Source organism: Actinomadura nitritigenes (assembly GCF_017573545.1).
Lineage (GTDB): Bacteria > Actinomycetota > Actinomycetes > Streptosporangiales > Streptosporangiaceae > Spirillospora > Spirillospora nitritigenes.
The window spans coordinates 144,159-161,177 of record NZ_JAGEOK010000008.1; the positions used below are offsets into that span (position 1 = coordinate 144,159).

A 17,019-nucleotide genomic window follows, 5' to 3' on the forward strand; every position below is an offset into this window, starting at 1 on the left:
CGCGAGGGCCAGATTCGAGGTGTCACAGCGAAGAGATCCCGCAACCAGGAGGCTGCGATGGCCACCACCGGAACGGCGCCCGGAGGGCAGGTCCACCGGGCCGTGCTGCCGGCCGTCATGCTCGCCCTCGCCACCGTCGTGTCGGCGGTCGCGTCCCTCAACACCGCCATCCCGTCCATCGCCCGCGACACCCGCGCCACCCAGACCCAGCTGTCCTGGATCATCGACGCCTACGCGCTGGTGTTCGCGGCGCTGCTGCTCCTCGGCGGCGCGATCGGCGACCGCTACGGGCGGCGCCGCGCGCTCGCCGCCGGCCTCGCGATCTTCGGGGCGGGCTCGGCGGCCGCGATGTTCGCCAGCGACCCCGGCTGGCTGATCGCGATGCGCGGCGTCCTCGGCGTCGGCGCGGCGCTGGTGATGCCCGCGACGCTGTCCACGATCACCTCGACGTTCCCGCCCCGGCAGCGGACCCGCGCGGTCGGCGCCTGGGCGGGGGTCGCCGGCGCCAGCGCGATCTTCGGGCTGCTGGTCTCCGGCAGCCTGCTGGAGCAGTGGTCGTGGCGGTCGGTGTTCCTGCTGAACATCGTGCTCGCGGTGATCGCCTTCGCCGCTACCCTCGCGGTCGTCCCCGAGTCCGCCGACCCGGGCGCGCCGAAGCTCGACCTCACCGGCGCGCTGATCACCGTCGTCGGCCTCGGCGCCGGCGTCTACTCGATCATCGAGGCGCCCACCGAGGGCTGGACGAGCGCCCGCACGCTGATCGGCCTCGGCGCCGGCCTCGCCGTCCTCGCCGGGTTCGTCGGCTGGGAGCTGACCCGGCGGAACCCGCTGCTCGACCCCCGGCTGTTCCGGCACCGCGCCTTCGCCGCCGGCACCCTGTCGATCACCGTGCAGTTCTTCGCCTTCTTCGGGTTCGTCTTCATCGTCCTGCAGTACCTGCAGCTCGTGAAGGACCACGGCCCGCTGCTCGCCGCCACCTGCCTGCTGCCGATGGCCGCCTCGATGATGCCGTCCGCCCGCGGCATCGCGCCCCGCGCCGCCGCGAAGGTCGGGCCGCGCCGCGTCATCGTCGCCGGCCTCATCCTGGTCAGCGTCGGGCTGCTGGTGCTGTCCCTGCTGGACACCGGCAGCAGCTACTGGGTGATGCTGGGCGGCCTCGTCCCGCTCGGCGCCGGGATGGGCCTCGCGATGACGCCCGCCACCGCGTCCATCACCGACGCACTCCCGCCCGAGAAGCAGGGCGTCGGGTCGGCGATGAACGACCTGGCCCGCGAGCTCGGCGGCGCCCTCGGCATCGCCGTCCTCGGCAGCGTCCTGCAGTCCGGCTACCGCTCGAACCTGGACACCACCGGCCTGCCCGGACCGGTCGCCGAGCACGCCAGGACGTCCCTGGCGATGGCGGCGCACGCGGGACCGCAGGTCATGCGGCAGGCGCAGGCGGCGTTCGCGGACGGCCTGCACACCGCGCTGCTGTCCGCCGCGATCGTCCTGGCCGTCACCGCCGTGGTGGTGGGCGCCCTCTACCGCAGTCCCGACCCGGTCGCCGCCGGCGAGCGGGCCGACCGCGAGGCCGCGGCGGAGGCGGCGGGTTGACCGCCCGCCACCCGGCGATCACGACGGCGCGCGAACGGGCCCCCGCAGGACGCGGGGGCCCGTTCCGCTTCCCGCCCGCCGGGGCTCAGGCGGCCCAGTCGGCCATGCGGGCGTCGGCCCGGAACCGCAGGGCCGGATCGGCGTACCGGGCCTCAGGGACGGCGTAAAGGGCGTCCACACCCGCCTGCTGGAGCGGGTAGGAGGCGGCGAGCTCCGCCAGCTCGGCCGCCGACAGCGGCAGGCCGGCACGGGACACCAGCAGACCCACCTCCGCGATCACGCGCGGGTCGTCCGCGGGCGGCGCGGGGCGCAGGACGTTCTCGGTCACGGTTCCTCCAGGGTTCGCGATGCCCGGTCGGCCCGGGCTCGGGCGGTGCGGCCGTCGCCGGGACGGTCAGGCGGCGACGAGGGCGGGGACGCGGCGGTGCCAGTCCGTGACCCGCTGGAAGGCGTCCGCCGCCCGCAGCACGCCGGCCTCCCCGAACGCGGGGCCGGCGAACTGGATCGACAGCGGCAGCCCGGCGGCGGTGGCGCCCATCGGGGCGGCCAGGACGGGGTTGCCGACGCAGTCCCAGTACTGGGTGAAGATCGTGCGGAACAGGCCCTCGACGTCGATCCGGCCCGCGCCGTCGGTCAGCTCGTCGTAGCGCGGCGCGCCGACCGCGGCGGTCGGGCAGACGATCACGTCGAGGCCGTCGAACATCCGCGCCACCGCGTCCTGCGCGACACGCCGCACCCGCTGCGCCTGCACGTAGTCGGCGCCGGTGACCGTCGCGCCGCGCGCCAGCATCAGCCGGGTCGCCGCGAAGTAGTCGCCCCAGCGTTCCACGAGGTCGTTGCGGTGGTAGGCGAACGCCTCGGCGCACATCGTGACGAGGTTGGCGGTGAGCATCTCCGTCCAGAACGGCAGCTCGGCGTCCACGAGCGTCGCGCCGAGCCCGGACAGCGCGCCGAGCGCCGCGTCGAAGGCGGGGCCGAGCGCCGGGTCGGCCTCGTCCGGGAAGTGCCCGGCCCGGACGACCCCGATCCGCACCCCCTCCAGCGACCCGTCGAGCACCGGCCCGTCGTACGGCAGGCCGACGCAGTCGGGGTCGCTCGCGTGCGGCCCGGCGATGACGTCGAGGACGGCGGCGCAGTCGCGGGCGCTGCGCGCCAGCGGGCCGACGTGGTCGAGGCTGTAGCCGAGCGGCGCCACGCCCGACTTCGGCACCCGGCCGAACGTCGGCATCAGCCCGGTGACCCCGCAGAACGCCGACGGGATGCGGATGCTGCCCGCCGTGTCCGTGCCGAGCCCGGCGAAGAACAGCCCGGCGGCGACGCCGTTGCCCGTCCCGGAACTGGAACCGCCCGGCCACGTCGCGGTGTCCCAGGGGTTGCGCGGCATCGGGAACGGCTTGGACGGGTCCGGCATCCCGCACGCGAACTCCATCGTGGTGACCTTGCCGGTGATCACCGCGCCCGCCTCCTTCAGCCGGGTCACCACCGGCGCGTCCCGTCCCTCCGCCCAGGCCCGGTCGAGGACCAGGCTCTGCGCCGTCGTCGGGCCCTCCGCCATCGCGATGATGTCCTTGACGCCGAACGGGACGCCCTGCAGCGGACCCCGGTCGATCCCGTCGGCCAGCTCACGGTCGGCGCGTTCGGCCTGCTCGAGGGCGTAGTCGTCGAAGCGCGCCAGGTAGGTGCCGAGTTCGCCGTCGTGCCGGTCGGCGGCGGCGAGGGCCTCCTCGGTCAGCCGGACGCTCGTCACCGCGCCGGCGCGCAGCGCCTCGGCGGCCTCGGTCAGGGTGAAAGGTGTCTCCATGGTTCTCCTTGAGGGCATGCGCGAGGGCGCCGTCCGTGCCGCGAGGGCTCCGGACGCCTGGATCGGTGCGGGGGAAGGGGGTTCAGTCGCGCGCGGACGCGCGCGGGAGCCGGGAGACCAGCAGGAACCGGTCTCCCCGGTGGTGGATGTGCGCCAGGTCGAAGGGGCGGCCGCCCGGAGCCCGGATGACCTGCTCCATGGTGACGACCGGCGCCCCCACGGCGAGACCGAGCAGCCCGGCCGTGCCGGCGTCGGCGGGCAGGCAGCCGAGGACGAACTCCGACTCGCCCAACGCCACGCCCGCCTCGGCGAGCAGCGCGTACCAGTCCGAGACGAACGGGACGTCGCGCAGCCGCTCCGCCTCGGGGAAGAGCACGTAGTTGGTCGCCACGGCCACCGGCTCGTCGCCGAGCAGCGCCACGTACTCCAGGCGCAGGCACGGGTCTCCGGGGCGGGCGCCGAGCCGGTCGGCGGCGACCTCCGGCAGCGGGATCACGGAACGGTCCAGCACGCGCGGCCGCATCCGCCGGTCGAAGACGCTGCCCGCGCCGGGGTCGGCCGCGCCGTGCGCCTCCGCGAGCGGGGCGAGCACGGCCTCCCCGACCGCATGGGTGCCGACGCCCTGCCGGCGGTCGACGAGCCCCTCGGCGCGCAGCAGCGCCAGCGCCTCGCGCACCGCCGCCCGCGTCATGCCGTGCGCGGCCATCAGCTCGGGCTCGCCGGGCAGCTGGCCGCCGGGGTAGGCGCCGCGCAGGATCGCCGACCGCAGCAGGTCGCGCAGCCGCCGCACGTCCGCGCCCGTGCGGCCGCCCGGTGCCCCCGGCGCGCCCGCGTCCCGGGGCCTGGTCCCCGCCATGTGCCGGGACGGTAGGCGGACGCCGTTGCGCCCGCATGTTCCGGCAGTTGCCGGTGTGTTACGTTCCACGACCGCCATCGCACCTCCCGCGTCCGGCCCTGCCGACGTCCCAGGACGCTAGGCAGGAGCCGTTGCGGGAGCGTGTCGCCGCCGTTGCGCCAGGTTACGCCGCATCCCGCCGCCGTCCTCGCGCCCCCGCCTGCGGAGACGCGCGGACGGCGCGGCGATTCGCCGAGTTGCGCCCGGCAACGCCGCCGATGGGCCCGGCCGCCGGTAATCCGCCGACATGCCGACCAGCCAGGACGCTAAGCTGGGCGCACTCCTGCACGGAGCGCGCGGGCGTGGCGAAGTAGGCATACGCGGCAGGTTTAGGTCCTGTTGGTGGAGACACCGTGGGGGTTCGAGTCCCCCCGCCCGCACCCCACCAGAGCGGGGTCAGGGCTTGAGACGGGCCCGGACCCAGGTGCCGCCGGACGGGTCCGGCGTATGGCCGCACTCGCCAGCACGCGCCGCGACGATGTCGGTGGGCCCCGGAGCAAGCGGGGCGCGCTCGACCGGACGGCTCGTTGAGTGGTGGCGTGCCGCTCCTATGACGGCTCGGAAAGGGTGACACGCCACGGCTCGACATGGTCGGTCGGGTCAGAGGCCCAGGTCGCGGCGGAGGCGCTCGACGTGGCCGGTGGCCTTCACGTTGTAGTAGGCCTTCTCGATCTTCCCGTCGGCGTCGATGATGAAGGTCGAGCGGATCACGCCGACGACGACCTTGCCGTACAGCTTCTTCTCGCCGTAGGCGCCGTACGCCTGCAGGGTCTCGGCGTCCGGGTCGGACAGCAGCGGGAAGGTCAGGCCCTCCTTCTCGCGGAACTTCGCGAGCTTGGCGGGCTTGTCGGGAGAGACGCCGACGACGGCGACGCCCGCCGCCTCCAGCTCGCCGAGGCTGCTCTGGAAGTCGACCGATTCCTTGGTGCAGCCGGGGGTCATGGCCGCCGGGTAGAAGTACAGGATCACCCGCCTGCCGCGGAACGAAGCCAGCGAGACCGGGGACGCGTCGGCGTCCGGGAGCTCGAAATCGGGGGCGACGTCGCCCGGCTGCAGCCGCTCTGACACCCTGTGCCGCCTTTCGCTCGGATGGTGGCTCCAACGGTACCGCTCGGGGTCCGGCGGGCGTCCGGCGGGAAGACCTGCAACACTGTTCGGATCATCATGCTTCGCTCGACACGACAAGGACAACGGCATGGCTGACCGCGACCCGGAGGCGCTGGAGCGGGAGATCGAGCGCACCCGCCAGGAACTCGCACGCACGATCGACGAGCTCGCCGAGCGGGTCAATCCGAGGAACCTCGCGCACAAGGGCACCGAGCGGATCAAAGAGGAGGCCGGGCAGCTCGTCCAGGCCGTGAACGCGATCGTGCGGCCCGAGGGCGAGGACGGCGAGCCCGGCCGGCTCGACAAGCGCGTCGTCTACGCGGGCGCCGCCGCCGCGGTCACCCTGACCGCCCTCGTCCTGTGGCGCCGTAAGCGCAAGCGCCGCTGAACCCGCCCGTCACGAAGGCGCCGGACCGCGACCCGCGGCCGGCGCCTTCGCGTTTTCCGGCCCGGCCGGCCCGGGAGCCGGTGGCGCGGGCTCGGCCCGCCGTGCGGGGACGGCCGGCGGCGCGGCCCGTCCGGGCGAGGAGGTCGGCGACGTCGCGCAGTTCGGCCAGTTCGGCGCGGCAGGACGGGCAGCCGCGCAGGTGCGCCGACAGCGCCTCGGCCTCCGCCCCGGCGAGCCGCCCGAGAGCGTAGACGCCGAGGCCGGGCCGGTACTCGCCGCAGCCGGATGCCTCCACGCCCAGCAGTACGGCGGCGAGCACGAACCCGTTCAGCGACCCGCCCCCAGCGCGCCGCGTTCGGTGCGCGGGGCGGTCAGCCGAGGTCGGGGGCGGTGGCGGTGAAGCGGGCCTCCACGGCGGCGCGGACGGTCTGCGCCTCCGGCTCCAGGGCGATCGGCTCGGGCTCGCCCGCGTCGCCGGGGGCGGGGCCGAACGCGCCCGCCAGCGCGACCGGCGACGCCATGCTCTCGTCGCGTCCGAGGCCCTCGTCGGACAGCTCGACCAGGCCGGTGAGCCGGGCGCCGAGCGCCTCCGCGTACCGGCGGGCGCGCGCGACGGCCTCCTGCGCGGCCTGCTCGGCGGCCCGCCGGAAGACGTCGCTGTCGCGGCGCAGGTCCCAGTCGGGGCCGTCCACGCGGGTGCGCTCCAGGTCGCCGAGCCGGGTGACGAGCTCGCCGAGCACGGTGAAGTCGGCGACCGTCACCCTGATCAGCACGGTGCCCTGGTAGGCGCGGATGTCGCCCTCGCGGCGCCGGTACTTCACCAGCGGGGTGATGACCAGCCCGCCGGTCTCGACCTTCTCGACCGCGTCGCCGTAGGAGCCGATCAGGTCGAGCGCGGCCCGGTTGCGCTCGGTGAGCCGGTCCAGCGCCCTCCGCCGGTCCGGTTCCTGCGACTGGACGTGCACCGACAGCCGGGCGATCTCCGGTTCGACCTCCAGTACCGCCTCGCCGCGCACACTGATCAAGGGAGCGTCGCTCATACCGCCAACCTAACCGCTCCCGGGACGGCGGCGGAGGCTAGAGGAAGGTCTTCCCCTCGCCCCGGTAGGTCGGGACGGTCCGGACGAACCGGTCGTCGTCGATGAGGTGCAGGTCGGCGAACCGCTCGCACAGCTCACCGGCCTTGGTGTGCCGGAACCAGACCCGGTCGCCGATCCGCAGCTCGTCGGCCGCGCGGCCGAGCAGCGGCGTCTGCACCTCGCCCGCGCCCTCGTTCGGGTCGAAGGACAGGCCGGTGGGCAGGTAGGGCCGGGGGAGCCGGACGTCGTCGGCGGGCCCGGAGGCGAGGTAGCCGCCGCCGAGGCAGGTCGCGACGCCGGGGGCGGGGCGGCGGACCACGGGCAGCGCGAACAGCGCGGCGGGCCGTCCGGTGAAGTTGGAGTAGTAGTCGAACAGGTGCGGCTGGTACAGCCCGGAGCCCGCGGCGATCTCGGTGACGGCGCGCTCGGCGGCGGTCTTCTCCACGCTGCCGGTGCCGCCGCCGTTGACGAACTCCAGGTCGGTCAGGTCGCGGACGGCCCGGACGATCGCGGCGCGCCGCCGGGCCAGCTCCATCCGGGACCGCTGCTGCATCGCGCGGATGACGCGGGCCCGCGCGGGCCGTCCGGGCGGCAGGTCGCCGACGCCGGCGATCTGCGACTCGTAGGCCATCAGCCCGGCCAGGTGCAGGCCGGGGCGCTTGAGGATGCGCTCGGCGAACGCGGCGACGTCGGCGGGGGTGCGCAGCGGGGACCGCAGGGCGCCGATCCGGACCCGGCCGCCGAGGGGCCGGTAGGAGGCGTCGATGTCGATACAGACGCGGACGCGGGCGTCGCCGGCGGCGTCCTCGATCAGGTCGAGGTGCTCGGGGCAGTCGACCATCAGGGTGATCGCGCGGGCGGCGGGGTCGGCGGCCAGCTCGGCGATCGCGGTGCGGTCGGCGGTGGGGTAGGCGACGAGGATGTCGTCGCTCACGCCCTCCCGGGCGAGCCAGAGGGCCTCGGGCAGGGTGAACGCCATGACGCCGGCGAAGCCGTCCATGGCGAGCGTCTCCTCCAGGAGGGCGCGGCAGCGCACCGACTTGCTGGCGATCCGGATGGGCTTGCCGGCGGCGCGGCGCACCAGGTCGGCGGCGTTGGCGCGGAAGGCCGCGAGGTCGACGACGGCGAACGGCGCCTCGAGTCCGGCGGTCGCGGTGTCGTAGCGGTCCCGGAGGTTCATGTGTGCCACACTGCCACAATAACGGTAAATGTGAAAACCTCTCACATACCGTCGGCCGTGTGGTGAGGGGCCTCTCCGCGAGCGGTCAGCCCTTGCGGGGATGCGCGTCGAAGAACGTCCACAGCATCTCACCCGCCTCGGGCGGCCACGCGTGCGTCCCGCCCTCGACCTTGCAGAACGTCACCTCGACGCCCTGCGCGCCCTTGCCCGTCCCCTGGCAGTCGGTGTTGCCGCCGAGCGCCTTGACGCCCTCGTGCGGCTTCGGCAGCTTCCCGACCTTCCGCCAGAAGTCCACCGCCTGCGAGACGGGCGGGAACGGCCGCTTGTCGTTGAAGTCGCGGTTCCCGCCGCCGTTGAACGGGACGTTCCGGTCCGCCGTCCCGTGGAAGATCATCGCCGACACCGGACGGTCCGGATCGCACTCGGTGACCAGGGACCCCTCGACCACTCCGATCGCCGCGACCTTGTCGGCCTTCTCGCAGGCCAGCTTGTACGCCATGCCGGCGCCGTTGGAGAAGCCGGTGACGAACACCCGGTCCGGATCGGCCAGCCCGGCGCCGGTCAGCTTGTCGATCAGCTTGCCGAGGAAGCCGACGTCGTCGATGTGCCCGATCTTCGCGGCGCCGCAGCAGCCCCCGGCGTTCCAGGTCGTCATGAACCCGTCCGGGTAGGCGACGACGAACCCCTTGTCGTCGGAGATCTTGTCGAAGCCGGTCAGCGACTCCATCTTGTTCATGTCGGCCAGCCCGCCGTGCAGGGCGAGCACCAGCGCCGGCTTGTCCGCGGGCTTGCCGTCCTTCCACTTCCCGTCCGCCACCTTGGCCGGGATGTGCAGCAGGTACTCCCGGTGCCCGGGGGTGCCCACGTCGATCTTCTCCTTGTGGGTGCCCGCGCCGGTCGCGATGCCGTCGACCGTCGCGGGCCGCTTCCCGCCCTCGCCGCCGCCCTTCCCGCCGCCGCCCTTGCTCGTGCAACCCGCGAGGACGAGGGACAGGGCCACTGCGGCAACCAGGATCCGGCGCATGCGTGCAAAAGTAACCCCAACGGCTCCCCTCAAACTACTCATGAGTAGACAGCCGGGGCCACCTGTCGGGTTGTGTTCTCCAACCCGCTCCGCCGCGCGGGTTGAAAGGCGCGGCCTACTCGCTCCCGACTCGGAACGGAATGCTTCGAACACCGCTCTCCTGACCCGCCCTCCGGTGCTGTGCGCCCGGCGGCCCGATGCCGCCGGGCGCCCTGCCGTCCTGCCGGGCGCGGCATGGCCGCGCGACGGGTCCGCGGCGCGTAAGCTCGTACACCCGGACCCCCTTTGAGCTGGTGCTACGCGGCGAGAGTGAGACCGAGACGTGGACCCATACGTGCTGACCCTGTCGTGCCCCGACCGGCCGGGCATCGTCGCCGCCGTCTCCGGGGTGCTCGCCGACCGCGGATGCAACATCGTGGAGAGCCAGCAGTTCGGCGACCCCGACTCCGGCACCTTCTTCATGCGCGTCCAGTTCACCGCCCGGCCCGGCACCGACGCCGACGAGCTGCGCGGCGCGTTCGCGTCCCTCGCCCCCGACCTCGGGCTCGAGTGGCGGCTGCACGACCTTTCCGAACGCCCCCGCGTGCTGATCATGGTGTCCAAGGGCGGGCACTGCCTGAACGACCTGCTCTACCGGCAGCGCTCCGGGCTCCTCGACATCGACGTCGTCGCCGTCGCGTCCAACCACCCCGACCTGCGGCCGCTCACCCAGTCGTACGGCATCGACTACCACCACCTCCCGGCCGGCCCCGGCGGCAAGGCCGCGCAGGAGGCCGAGATCCTCGCCCTGGTCGAGCACTACCGCGCCGACCTCGTCGTCCTCGCCCGCTACATGCAGATCCTCTCGGACGACTTCTGCGCCAAGCTCCCCGGCGCGATCATCAACATCCACCACTCCTTCCTGCCGAGCTTCAAGGGCGCCCGCCCCTACCACCGGGCGCACGAGCGCGGCGTCAAGCTGATCGGCGCCACCGCGCACTACGTCACCGCCGACCTGGACGAGGGCCCGATCATCGAGCAGGAGGTCGCCCGGGTCGACCACACCCACAGCCCGGAGGACCTGGTGGCGGTCGGCCGGGACGTCGAATGCCTCGCGCTCGCGCGCGCCGTCCGCTGGCACGCCGAGCACCGCGTGCTGCTCAACGGGGACCGCACCGTCGTCTTCCGCTGACCGTTCGCGCAGGTGAAAGCGTGAGATGTCGGCATGGCGTGTTTCACTCCACGTGACATTCCCTCACTATGAGCAGTGAGTGATTGTCCGGACGTGCCGGTGGCTCACGGGGGTGGCTATGGCCGAGGCTCTGGTCAAGGACCTGATCGAGGAAGAGCGGAGCAGGCGTCAGGCGCGGCGCCTGGCGGTCCGCGAGTTCCGTCCGCGGCGCGCGTTCGCCGGGCTGGCGGCCGCGCTGGTGGTCACCGCCGCGGGCGGGATCGCCGCCATCGAACTGCTCGCCGCGGCGCTGCACTCCGGCGTCCACCCGGTCCCCGGCATGGGCGCCCTGGTGCACGCCATGCGGCACCGCCCGTGGCGCGACGCCGGCGTCCGCGAGGCCGCCGCCGCGATCGCCGGCTGCGGGCTGCTGTTCCTGCTCGCCGCGGCGCCCGGGCGGCTGCGCGGCGTCCCGCTGGACGGCGCCGACCCGCGCCTCGCGGGCGTCGTCCGCCGCTCCGCGCTGCGCCGCGCCGCCGCCGACGCCGCGCTGACCGTCCCCGGCATCGAGCGCGCCCGCGCCCGCGGCCTCGGCATGCTGCGCCGCCGGCTGGTCGTCCGGGCCGTCACGCAGTACCGCAACCCGGCGAACCTCGAGGAACTGGTGCACACCGCGGTGACGGCGCGCCTCGACGGGATCGAGCCGATGCACCGTCCCCTGGTCGACGTCCGGCTCGCCTGGCGGAAGGACTGACGATGAGGATCCCGATCGCGGCGACCGGCGCCCTGCTGCTGCTGTGCGGCGCATCCGCCCTCGCCCTGGGGGTGTCCGGTGTGGCCGGTCACCCGCCGCTCGACCCGGCGCTGGTGCGCTTCGCCTCCGGCAGCCCGTGGTTCCTGGCCGTCGCAGCAGGCGTCGCCGAGATCCTGGCGCTCGCCGGGCAACTGTGGCTGGTCGTGCAGGGGCGCACCGTCGTCCACCAGCGGTGGCCCGACCTGGACCCGCAGACCCGGGCGCACGCCCGCGCCGCCGCGGACATCCTGGTCAAGACCACCAAGGAGCTGCCGGACGTCCAGGACGTCCGCGTCCGCCTCACCGGCACCGTCAACCGGCCGCGCATGGTCATGCACGTGACCTGCGCCGGGGACGCGCTGCTCAGCGAGGTCTACGGGGAGCTCGGCGCCGGCCCGGTCGAGCGCTACCGCCGCGCCCTGGGCATGCCCGACCTGAAGGCGGTCGTCCGCTTCCGCCTGGCCTTCCCGCAACAGCAGAAGCGCCCGAGAACGCCTCACCCGGAAACCGCCTGACCCGCGCGTAGGCAAGCCCCACTGCAACACGCGAAAGCACCCTGCCCAGGACCGCGCTCCGGCCCCGAGGGGTGCCGGGAACGTGCCAGGTCGTGTCGGGGCGTGCCGGAGTCGACGGGAGCCGCTGGCCAGGGGTGAGCCTGAGCGGAATCGCTAACCGCAACAGGCGCAGCGGTTAAGGCCCCAGCCACGCGGCAACCGAACCGTCGCGATCGCGTGCGAAGCCAAGTTCGAGCCTGCGAGAACTTGATCGCGCAGCGAGGCCCCCAGGGCCGAGTCGGAGCGATGCAGCGATCGCACGCATTGCCCGTTGAAGGGAGGGCCCCCAGGGCCCGACCGCCAAGGGCAATGCAAAGAAAACACGCGACACCCGTCCGGGGCGGCGCCGGGCGGGGGGCGGCGTCCGGCCCCGGACGGGTGCCCGCGCTCGGGCAGGCGCCCATGCGCCGCGGAGCGGGCGCATGCACACGATGGGCGCCCGCGCACACGGAAGCAGTGCAGGTCGCAGGGCATGCACCCGTCACTATGCGCGATCTTCTGGTAACGGTCACGGTTGTGTACATTTCGTTCACGGCATTGCCGAGACGAAAGGTACGGGTGGGATGCGGCGTCCCGGTTGGGCGGCGCCCGGACGCTGGAGCCTGGCCCGGCAGTTGCTGGCGTTGCAGGCGGCGATCGTCGCGCTGCTGGTGGCGGTCGGGGCGACGCTCGCGTACCTGGACGCGCGGCGGGCCACGGACGAGCGGGCGGCGCACACGGTGACGGCGCTGGCGGAGAGCATCGCGGACGCGCCGGACGTGCGGGCGGCGGTGGCCGCGCCGTCGCCGAGCCTGATCCTGCAGCCGTACGCGGAGCGGATCCGGCACGACACCGGCGTGGACTTCATCACGATCATGAGCCCGGCGGGGATCCGGTACACGCATCCGAATCCGGCGCGGATCGGCGGGCGGTTCGTCGGGAACACGGCGCGGGCGCTGGCGGGGCACGAGCTGACGGAGACCTACACGGGGACGCTGGGGCCGTCGGTGCGGACGGTGGTGCCGGTGTTCGGGGACGGGCACCGGGTGGTGGCGCTGGTCGCGGTCGGGATCACGATCCGGGCGATCTCGGCGGAGCTGCGGCGGCGCCTGCTGGTGGTGATGGGGATCGCGGCGATGGTGCTGGCGATCGGGATCGGCGGGAGCTGGCTGGTGGCGGCGCGGCTGCGGCGCCAGACCCGCGGGGTGGCGCCGGGCGAGCTGCGGGGGATGTTCGAGTACTACGAGGCGATCCTGCACTCCGTGCGGGAGGGGCTGGTGCTGCTGGACCGCGCGGGGGGCGTCGTGCTGTGCAACGACGCGGCGCGCGAGCTGCTCGATCTGCAGCCGGACGCTCCGGGCGGGCGGCATGTCGGTGAGCTGGGGCTGCCGGAGGAGCTGGTGGCGTCGATGACGTCGCCGGAGCCGCGCGCGGACGAGATCCATGTCGGTGACACCCGGGTCCTGGTCGTCAGCACGTCGCCGGTGCGGTCGGGGGACCGGGCGATGGGCAACGTGGTGACGCTGCGGGACCACACGGAGCTGCAGGGGCTGACGGGCGAGCTGGACACGGTGCGGGGGTTCGCGGAGTCGCTGCGGTCGCAGGCGCACGAGGCGGCGAACCGGTTGCACACGGTGGTGTCGCTGGTGGAGCTCGGCCGGCCGGAGCAGGCGGTGGAGTTCGCGACGGCGGACCTTGCGGCGGCGCAGCGGCTGACGGACCGGGTCGTCGGGTCGGTGCGGGAGCCGGTGCTGGCGGCGCTGCTGCTCGGCAAGTCCGCGGAGGCGGCGGAGCGCGGCGTCGAGCTGGAGATCGCCGACGACACCGCGATCGACGGGGTGGTGGAGCCGCGCGACCTGGTCACGATCCTCGGGAACCTGATCGACAACGCGGTGGACGCGGCGGTGGAGAACGCGGGGGTGCGTCCGCCGCGGGTCCGGGTGAGCGTCCGCCGCGAGGGCGGGCGGCTCGTCCTGCGGGTCGCCGACAGCGGCCCGGGGGTGGATCCGGCGGACGTCCCGGAGATGTTCCGCCGGGGCTGGACGACGAAGTCGTCGGGCGGTCCGGTGGGGCACGGGCTCGGCCTGGCGCTGGTCGGCCAGGCGGTCCGGCGGCATGGGGGCACCGTGGAGGTCTCCGGTGGCGGCGGGGATGACGGCGGTGACGACGGCGCGGTGTTCACCGTGCGGCTGCCCGTGGGCGCCCGATGATCTCGGTGCTGGTGGTCGAGGACGACCCCGTCGCGGCGGAGGCGCACCGCTCGTACGTCGAGCAGGTCGCGGGGTTCGTGGTCGCGGGCGTGGTGCACTCGGGCGCGGACGCGCTGCGGTTCTGCCAGGGGACGCGGGTCGACGTCGTCCTGCTGGACTTCTACCTCCCCGACACCCACGGCCTGACGGTCTGCCGGGCGCTGCGGGCCGGGGGCAGCGAGGTCGACGTCATCGCGGTGACGTCCGCGCGGGACCTCGCGGTGATCCGTTCGGCGGTGTCGGTCGGGGTCGTCCAGTACCTGCTGAAGCCGTTCACGTTCGCGTCGCTGCGCGACAAGCTCGTCCGGTACGCGCGGTACCGGGAGCAGCTGGTGGGGTCGGGGGAGGTGTCGGGGCAGGCCGATGTGGACGGCATGCTGGCGACGCTGCGGACGCCCGACCACCGGTCGCTGCCGAAGGGGATGAGCGGCGAGACGCTCGACGCGATCACCGAGGTGCTGACGGGCGCGCCGGAGGGGCTGTCGGCGGCGGCCGCCGCGGACCTCACCGGGGTGTCCCGCGTCACCGCGCGCCGCTACCTGGAGTACCTCGCCGAGAACGGCCTGGCCACGCGCCGTCCCCACTACGGGCAGGTGGGCCGGCCGGAGGTCCGCTTCTACCCGGGGTAGACGGGCGCGGCGCGGGGTACCTACGGGACGAACGATCCGTCAGCGACATCGGGGGAGTTGTCGTGGGTGACCTGAACGACAAGGTGGACCGCAGGACCGCCGAACCGGAGCGGAGGAACGAGCCGGGCGAGGCCCGCACGGCGCGTCCGGCCCGCACCGGGGAGGCCGCCGACGACGCCGGACGTGCGGGCGACAAGCCGCGCAAGGTCAAGCCGGGCGACGCCGCCCGGAAGATGCGCGCGATGTTCAAGGGCTAGCCGCCCTTCGCGGCGGGGGCCGGCGGCGGCGTGCCGCCGCCGGCCCCCGTTTCGCATGTAAAACCCTCTTGACCTGGCCATTCGTCCGCGCCGTGCTGGTTTGGTGGGATCCGCGCTGAGCATCAATCGCATATTGCCGACGCATCGGGGGGACACCGTGAGCCAGGATGAGGGACGCAGGGAGGGCGCGGTCGCCACGCAGGACCGGCCCGACGAGGGCTTGCGCCGCGCCCGTTCCGGCGGGGCGAGCGAGCTGGTGACGTCCGGCGGCCGCACCGAGATCGCCGACGTGGTGGTGGCCAAGATCGCCAGCATGGCGGCCCGCGAGGTGGGCGGCGTGCACGAGATGGGCGCGGGGATGAGCCGCACGATCGGCTCGGTGAAGGAGCGGCTGCCCGGCGTCGCCGCCGATCCGACGCAGGGCGTCGGGGTGCAGGTCGGCGAGCGGCAGGCGGCGATCGACATCGACCTCGTGGTCGACTACGGCGCCTCGATCCCCGATCTCGCCAACGCGGTCCGCTCCAACGTGATCGGGCAGGTCGAGCACATGTGCGGGCTGGAGGTCGTGGAGGTCGACATCACGGTCGACGACATCCACCTGCCGGAGGACGACCGCGAGCAGCCCGAGCAGCCGACGGGGCCCCGGGTGCTATGACGGCCCGGACCCGGAGGACGCGGCCGGCCGCGGCGGAGGGCGCGGGCCACCCGGCTCGTGCCCGGACCTCGCCCGTCCCGCAGAGTCCGAAGCCCCGCGCGGCGACCGGCGCCGCGGCGGCGCGGCAGGGTCCCGAGCGGGCCCGTGAGGGTTCGGACGGCGAGGGACGGCTCGTGGAGCGGGTCGCGGAGGCGGTGGCCGGCTGCCGGTCGGTGGCCGGGCTGACCGCCGGACCGCGGGCGCGGATCATGACGTACCGGGCGGGACGGCCGTTCGCCGGCGTCGCCGTCCGGGATGCGGAGATCGAGGTCGGGGTGGTGGCCCTGGTGGAGCGGCCGCTGCCGGAGACGGCGGAGGACGTGCGGCGGGCGGTGCGCCCGCTCGCCGGGGACCGCCCGGTGCACGTCCTGATCGGCGACATCGCCGAAGGGGGAGCGACGTGATTCCGGTATGGCCCCTGGTGGGGCTGGGTTTCGGAGTGGCGCTCGGGTTCGCGGGCGCGTTCGGCGGGTTCGGCCCGTTCTTCATCGTGCTGTTCCTGGGCTGCCTCGGATTCCTGACGGGACGGGCGATCGAGGGGAACCTCGACATCCGCCAGCTGTTCTCGATCAACACCGGCAGGCGGCCGCGATGACGGCGAACGACCTCCAGATGGGGGAGCGCGCGGAGGGCGAGGGGCGCGCGCAGGACGAGGGCGGCCGCACGGCGCGTCCGCCGGGGGAGCGGGGGCGGACGGCGATCAGCGACCGGGTCGTGGCGCGCATCGTGGCGAAGGCCGCCGAGGAGACGGCGGGGTCGGGCGGCCTCGACCGGTCGGTGCTCGGCGTCGGCCTGCCGGGGCGCCGCGCCGCCCGGACCGACGTGCGCGTGCACGGGCAGATCGTCACGGCGAAGGTGGCGCTGTCGGTGGCGTACCCGATGCCGGTGCGGGACGTGGCGCAGAGGGTGCGTGACGGCGTCCGCGCGCGGGTCGAGGCGCTGACCGGGCTCACCGTGCGGCAGGTGGACATCGACGTGGCCGAGCTGGAGCGGCCCGGCGGGAGGACCGTCTCATGACCACGCATGCCGGGCAGCGGCGGGTGTCGGCGCACGGGACGCGGACGCCGGATGAGCGCCGGGCGGACCGGGCGGCGCGGCACGCGTTCCGGTCGCGGCGGGTCCGGATCGGCTCGCTCGCGGCGCTGCTGCTCACCGCGGCGTCGGTGATCGCCGCGATCGACGTGCTCTCCGCGATGTTCGGGACGTCGCTGCACGTCATCGCCTACCGGGAGCTGCTGGACGTCCGGTGGGACGGGTGGGTCGCCCGGGCGATCAGCGGGGGGCTGGTGCTGGTCGGGCTGGTGTTCCTGCTGGCGGGGCTGTTGCCCGGGCGGTCGCGGGTCGTCCCGCTGCACGGCCGCGTGCCGGACGTGGTGATGGGCGTCAGCAGACGCGGGCTGTGCCGGGCCATCGCGGCGGTGGCGGAGGACGCGACCGGGGTGTCGCGGGTCCGGCGCGTCCGGCTGCGGCCCAGGCGCGTGACGGTGGTCGCGGAGACGCCGGTGCGCGACGCGCGGGGGCTGGAGGACGGCGTCGCGGACGCGGTGCGCGCGTGCCTGGAGCGGATACGGCCGCTGCGGCCCCGGACCGTGAAGGTGCGGATGAAGCGCAGGGAGGGCTAGATGGCGGACCGGACCGCGAGGGGGC

21 protein-coding genes and 1 tRNA gene are annotated in these 17,019 nt (G+C 74.4%); 14 read left to right on the forward strand and 8 right to left on the reverse strand.

All coding sequences use genetic code 11. The features are described from left to right. Positions 1–57 precede the first annotated feature (57 nt). Positions 58–1,593, forward strand: a complete 1,536-nt coding sequence (locus tag J4557_RS14115) for an MFS transporter (RefSeq protein ID WP_208266971.1) — start codon at positions 58–60, stop codon at positions 1,591–1,593. 85 nt (positions 1,594–1,678) lie between these two features. On the opposite strand, the gene J4557_RS14120 is transcribed toward J4557_RS14115, so the two are convergent. The 3 genes from J4557_RS14120 to J4557_RS14130 all read right to left on the reverse strand — a co-directional run bounded on the left by J4557_RS14120 (position 1,679) and on the right by J4557_RS14130 (position 4,250). Further along, positions 1,679–1,921, reverse strand: a complete 243-nt coding sequence (locus J4557_RS14120) for a hypothetical protein (RefSeq protein ID WP_208266972.1) — start codon at positions 1,919–1,921, stop codon at positions 1,679–1,681. 66 nt (positions 1,922–1,987) lie between these two features. Then, entirely contained in the window at positions 1,988–3,394 is a 1,407-nt protein-coding gene (locus J4557_RS14125; protein WP_208266973.1) for an amidase, read from the reverse strand. An 82-nt stretch (positions 3,395–3,476) separates the two neighbouring features. Then, the gene (locus J4557_RS14130; RefSeq protein ID WP_208266974.1) at positions 3,477–4,250 is read right to left on the reverse strand and encodes a GntR family transcriptional regulator; all 774 of its coding nucleotides are present in this window, start codon (positions 4,248–4,250) and stop codon (positions 3,477–3,479) included. 335 nt (positions 4,251–4,585) lie between these two features. On the opposite strand from J4557_RS14130, the gene J4557_RS14135 reads away from it, so the two are divergent. After that, positions 4,586–4,669 (forward strand) — tRNA-Leu (locus J4557_RS14135). Between the two features lie 220 nt (positions 4,670–4,889). Here J4557_RS14135 and bcp read toward each other — a convergent pair. Then, entirely contained in the window at positions 4,890–5,357 is a 468-nt protein-coding gene (gene bcp, locus J4557_RS14140; protein ID WP_190868392.1) for a thioredoxin-dependent thiol peroxidase, read from the reverse strand. A gap of 127 nt (positions 5,358–5,484) precedes the next feature. On the opposite strand from bcp, the gene J4557_RS14145 reads away from it, so the two are divergent. Further along, on the forward strand, positions 5,485–5,784 hold the full coding sequence (locus tag J4557_RS14145) for a DUF3618 domain-containing protein (RefSeq protein WP_190868391.1): 300 nt from the start codon (positions 5,485–5,487) through the stop codon (positions 5,782–5,784). Here the strand turns inward: J4557_RS14145 and J4557_RS14150 are convergent. The 4 genes from J4557_RS14150 to J4557_RS14165 all read right to left on the reverse strand — a co-directional run bounded on the left by J4557_RS14150 (position 5,735) and on the right by J4557_RS14165 (position 9,067). After that, entirely contained in the window at positions 5,735–6,103 is a 369-nt protein-coding gene (locus tag J4557_RS14150) for an anti-sigma factor family protein (protein WP_208266975.1), read from the reverse strand. The two genes, J4557_RS14145 and J4557_RS14150, sit on opposite strands and share 50 nt — an antisense overlap. Positions 6,104–6,155: 52 nt before the next feature. Further along, positions 6,156–6,824, reverse strand: coding sequence for an SIMPL domain-containing protein (locus J4557_RS14155; RefSeq protein ID WP_208266976.1), 669 nt, complete (start codon positions 6,822–6,824; stop codon positions 6,156–6,158). 37 nt (positions 6,825–6,861) lie between these two features. Beyond that, complete coding sequence (locus J4557_RS14160) at positions 6,862–8,043, reverse strand: amino acid deaminase/aldolase (protein ID WP_208266977.1); 1,182 nt, start codon at positions 8,041–8,043, stop codon at positions 6,862–6,864. Between the two features lie 85 nt (positions 8,044–8,128). Continuing rightward, positions 8,129–9,067 (reverse strand): CE1 family esterase, encoded by a 939-nt coding sequence (locus J4557_RS14165; protein WP_208266978.1) that lies wholly within the window; start codon positions 9,065–9,067, stop codon positions 8,129–8,131. A 322-nt stretch (positions 9,068–9,389) separates the two neighbouring features. On the opposite strand from J4557_RS14165, the gene purU reads away from it, so the two are divergent. The 11 genes from purU to J4557_RS14220 all read left to right on the forward strand — a co-directional run bounded on the left by purU (position 9,390) and on the right by J4557_RS14220 (position 16,994). After that, positions 9,390–10,238 carry a formyltetrahydrofolate deformylase gene (gene purU / locus J4557_RS14170; protein ID WP_190868384.1) on the forward strand — a complete coding sequence of 283 codons (849 nt, stop codon included), beginning with the start codon at positions 9,390–9,392 and terminating at the stop codon, positions 10,236–10,238. A 118-nt stretch (positions 10,239–10,356) separates the two neighbouring features. After that, positions 10,357–10,971 carry a DUF6286 domain-containing protein gene (locus J4557_RS14175; protein ID WP_208266979.1) on the forward strand — a complete coding sequence of 205 codons (615 nt, stop codon included), beginning with the start codon at positions 10,357–10,359 and terminating at the stop codon, positions 10,969–10,971. A gap of 2 nt (positions 10,972–10,973) precedes the next feature. Beyond that, positions 10,974–11,525, forward strand: coding sequence for a zinc-binding metallopeptidase family protein (locus tag J4557_RS14180; protein WP_208266980.1), 552 nt, complete (start codon positions 10,974–10,976; stop codon positions 11,523–11,525). 602 nt (positions 11,526–12,127) lie between these two features. After that, positions 12,128–13,753, forward strand: a complete 1,626-nt coding sequence (locus J4557_RS50900) for a sensor histidine kinase (RefSeq protein ID WP_208266981.1) — start codon at positions 12,128–12,130, stop codon at positions 13,751–13,753. Beyond that, positions 13,750–14,421 carry a response regulator gene (locus tag J4557_RS14190; protein WP_208266982.1) on the forward strand — a complete coding sequence of 224 codons (672 nt, stop codon included), beginning with the start codon at positions 13,750–13,752 and terminating at the stop codon, positions 14,419–14,421. The genes J4557_RS50900 and J4557_RS14190 overlap by 4 nt, the downstream gene beginning before the upstream one ends. Before the next feature lie 62 nt (positions 14,422–14,483). Next, on the forward strand, positions 14,484–14,678 hold the full coding sequence (locus tag J4557_RS14195) for a hypothetical protein (protein ID WP_208266983.1): 195 nt from the start codon (positions 14,484–14,486) through the stop codon (positions 14,676–14,678). A gap of 157 nt (positions 14,679–14,835) precedes the next feature. Further along, positions 14,836–15,333: an Asp23/Gls24 family envelope stress response protein gene (locus J4557_RS14200; RefSeq protein ID WP_208266984.1), complete on the forward strand. Its 498-nt coding sequence runs from the start codon at positions 14,836–14,838 to the stop codon at positions 15,331–15,333. Next, positions 15,330–15,776 (forward strand): hypothetical protein, encoded by a 447-nt coding sequence (locus J4557_RS49585; protein WP_243775726.1) that lies wholly within the window; start codon positions 15,330–15,332, stop codon positions 15,774–15,776. Before J4557_RS14200 ends, J4557_RS49585 begins: the two co-directional genes overlap by 4 nt. Beyond that, positions 15,773–15,967, forward strand: a complete 195-nt coding sequence (locus J4557_RS14210) for a hypothetical protein (protein WP_243775811.1) — start codon at positions 15,773–15,775, stop codon at positions 15,965–15,967. The genes J4557_RS49585 and J4557_RS14210 overlap by 4 nt, the downstream gene beginning before the upstream one ends. Continuing rightward, positions 15,964–16,389 (forward strand): Asp23/Gls24 family envelope stress response protein, encoded by a 426-nt coding sequence (locus J4557_RS14215; RefSeq protein ID WP_243775727.1) that lies wholly within the window; start codon positions 15,964–15,966, stop codon positions 16,387–16,389. The genes J4557_RS14210 and J4557_RS14215 overlap by 4 nt, the downstream gene beginning before the upstream one ends. Continuing rightward, on the forward strand, positions 16,386–16,994 hold the full coding sequence (locus J4557_RS14220; protein WP_208266985.1) for a DUF6286 domain-containing protein: 609 nt from the start codon (positions 16,386–16,388) through the stop codon (positions 16,992–16,994). Before J4557_RS14215 ends, J4557_RS14220 begins: the two co-directional genes overlap by 4 nt. Positions 16,995–17,019: the final 25 nt, after the last annotated feature.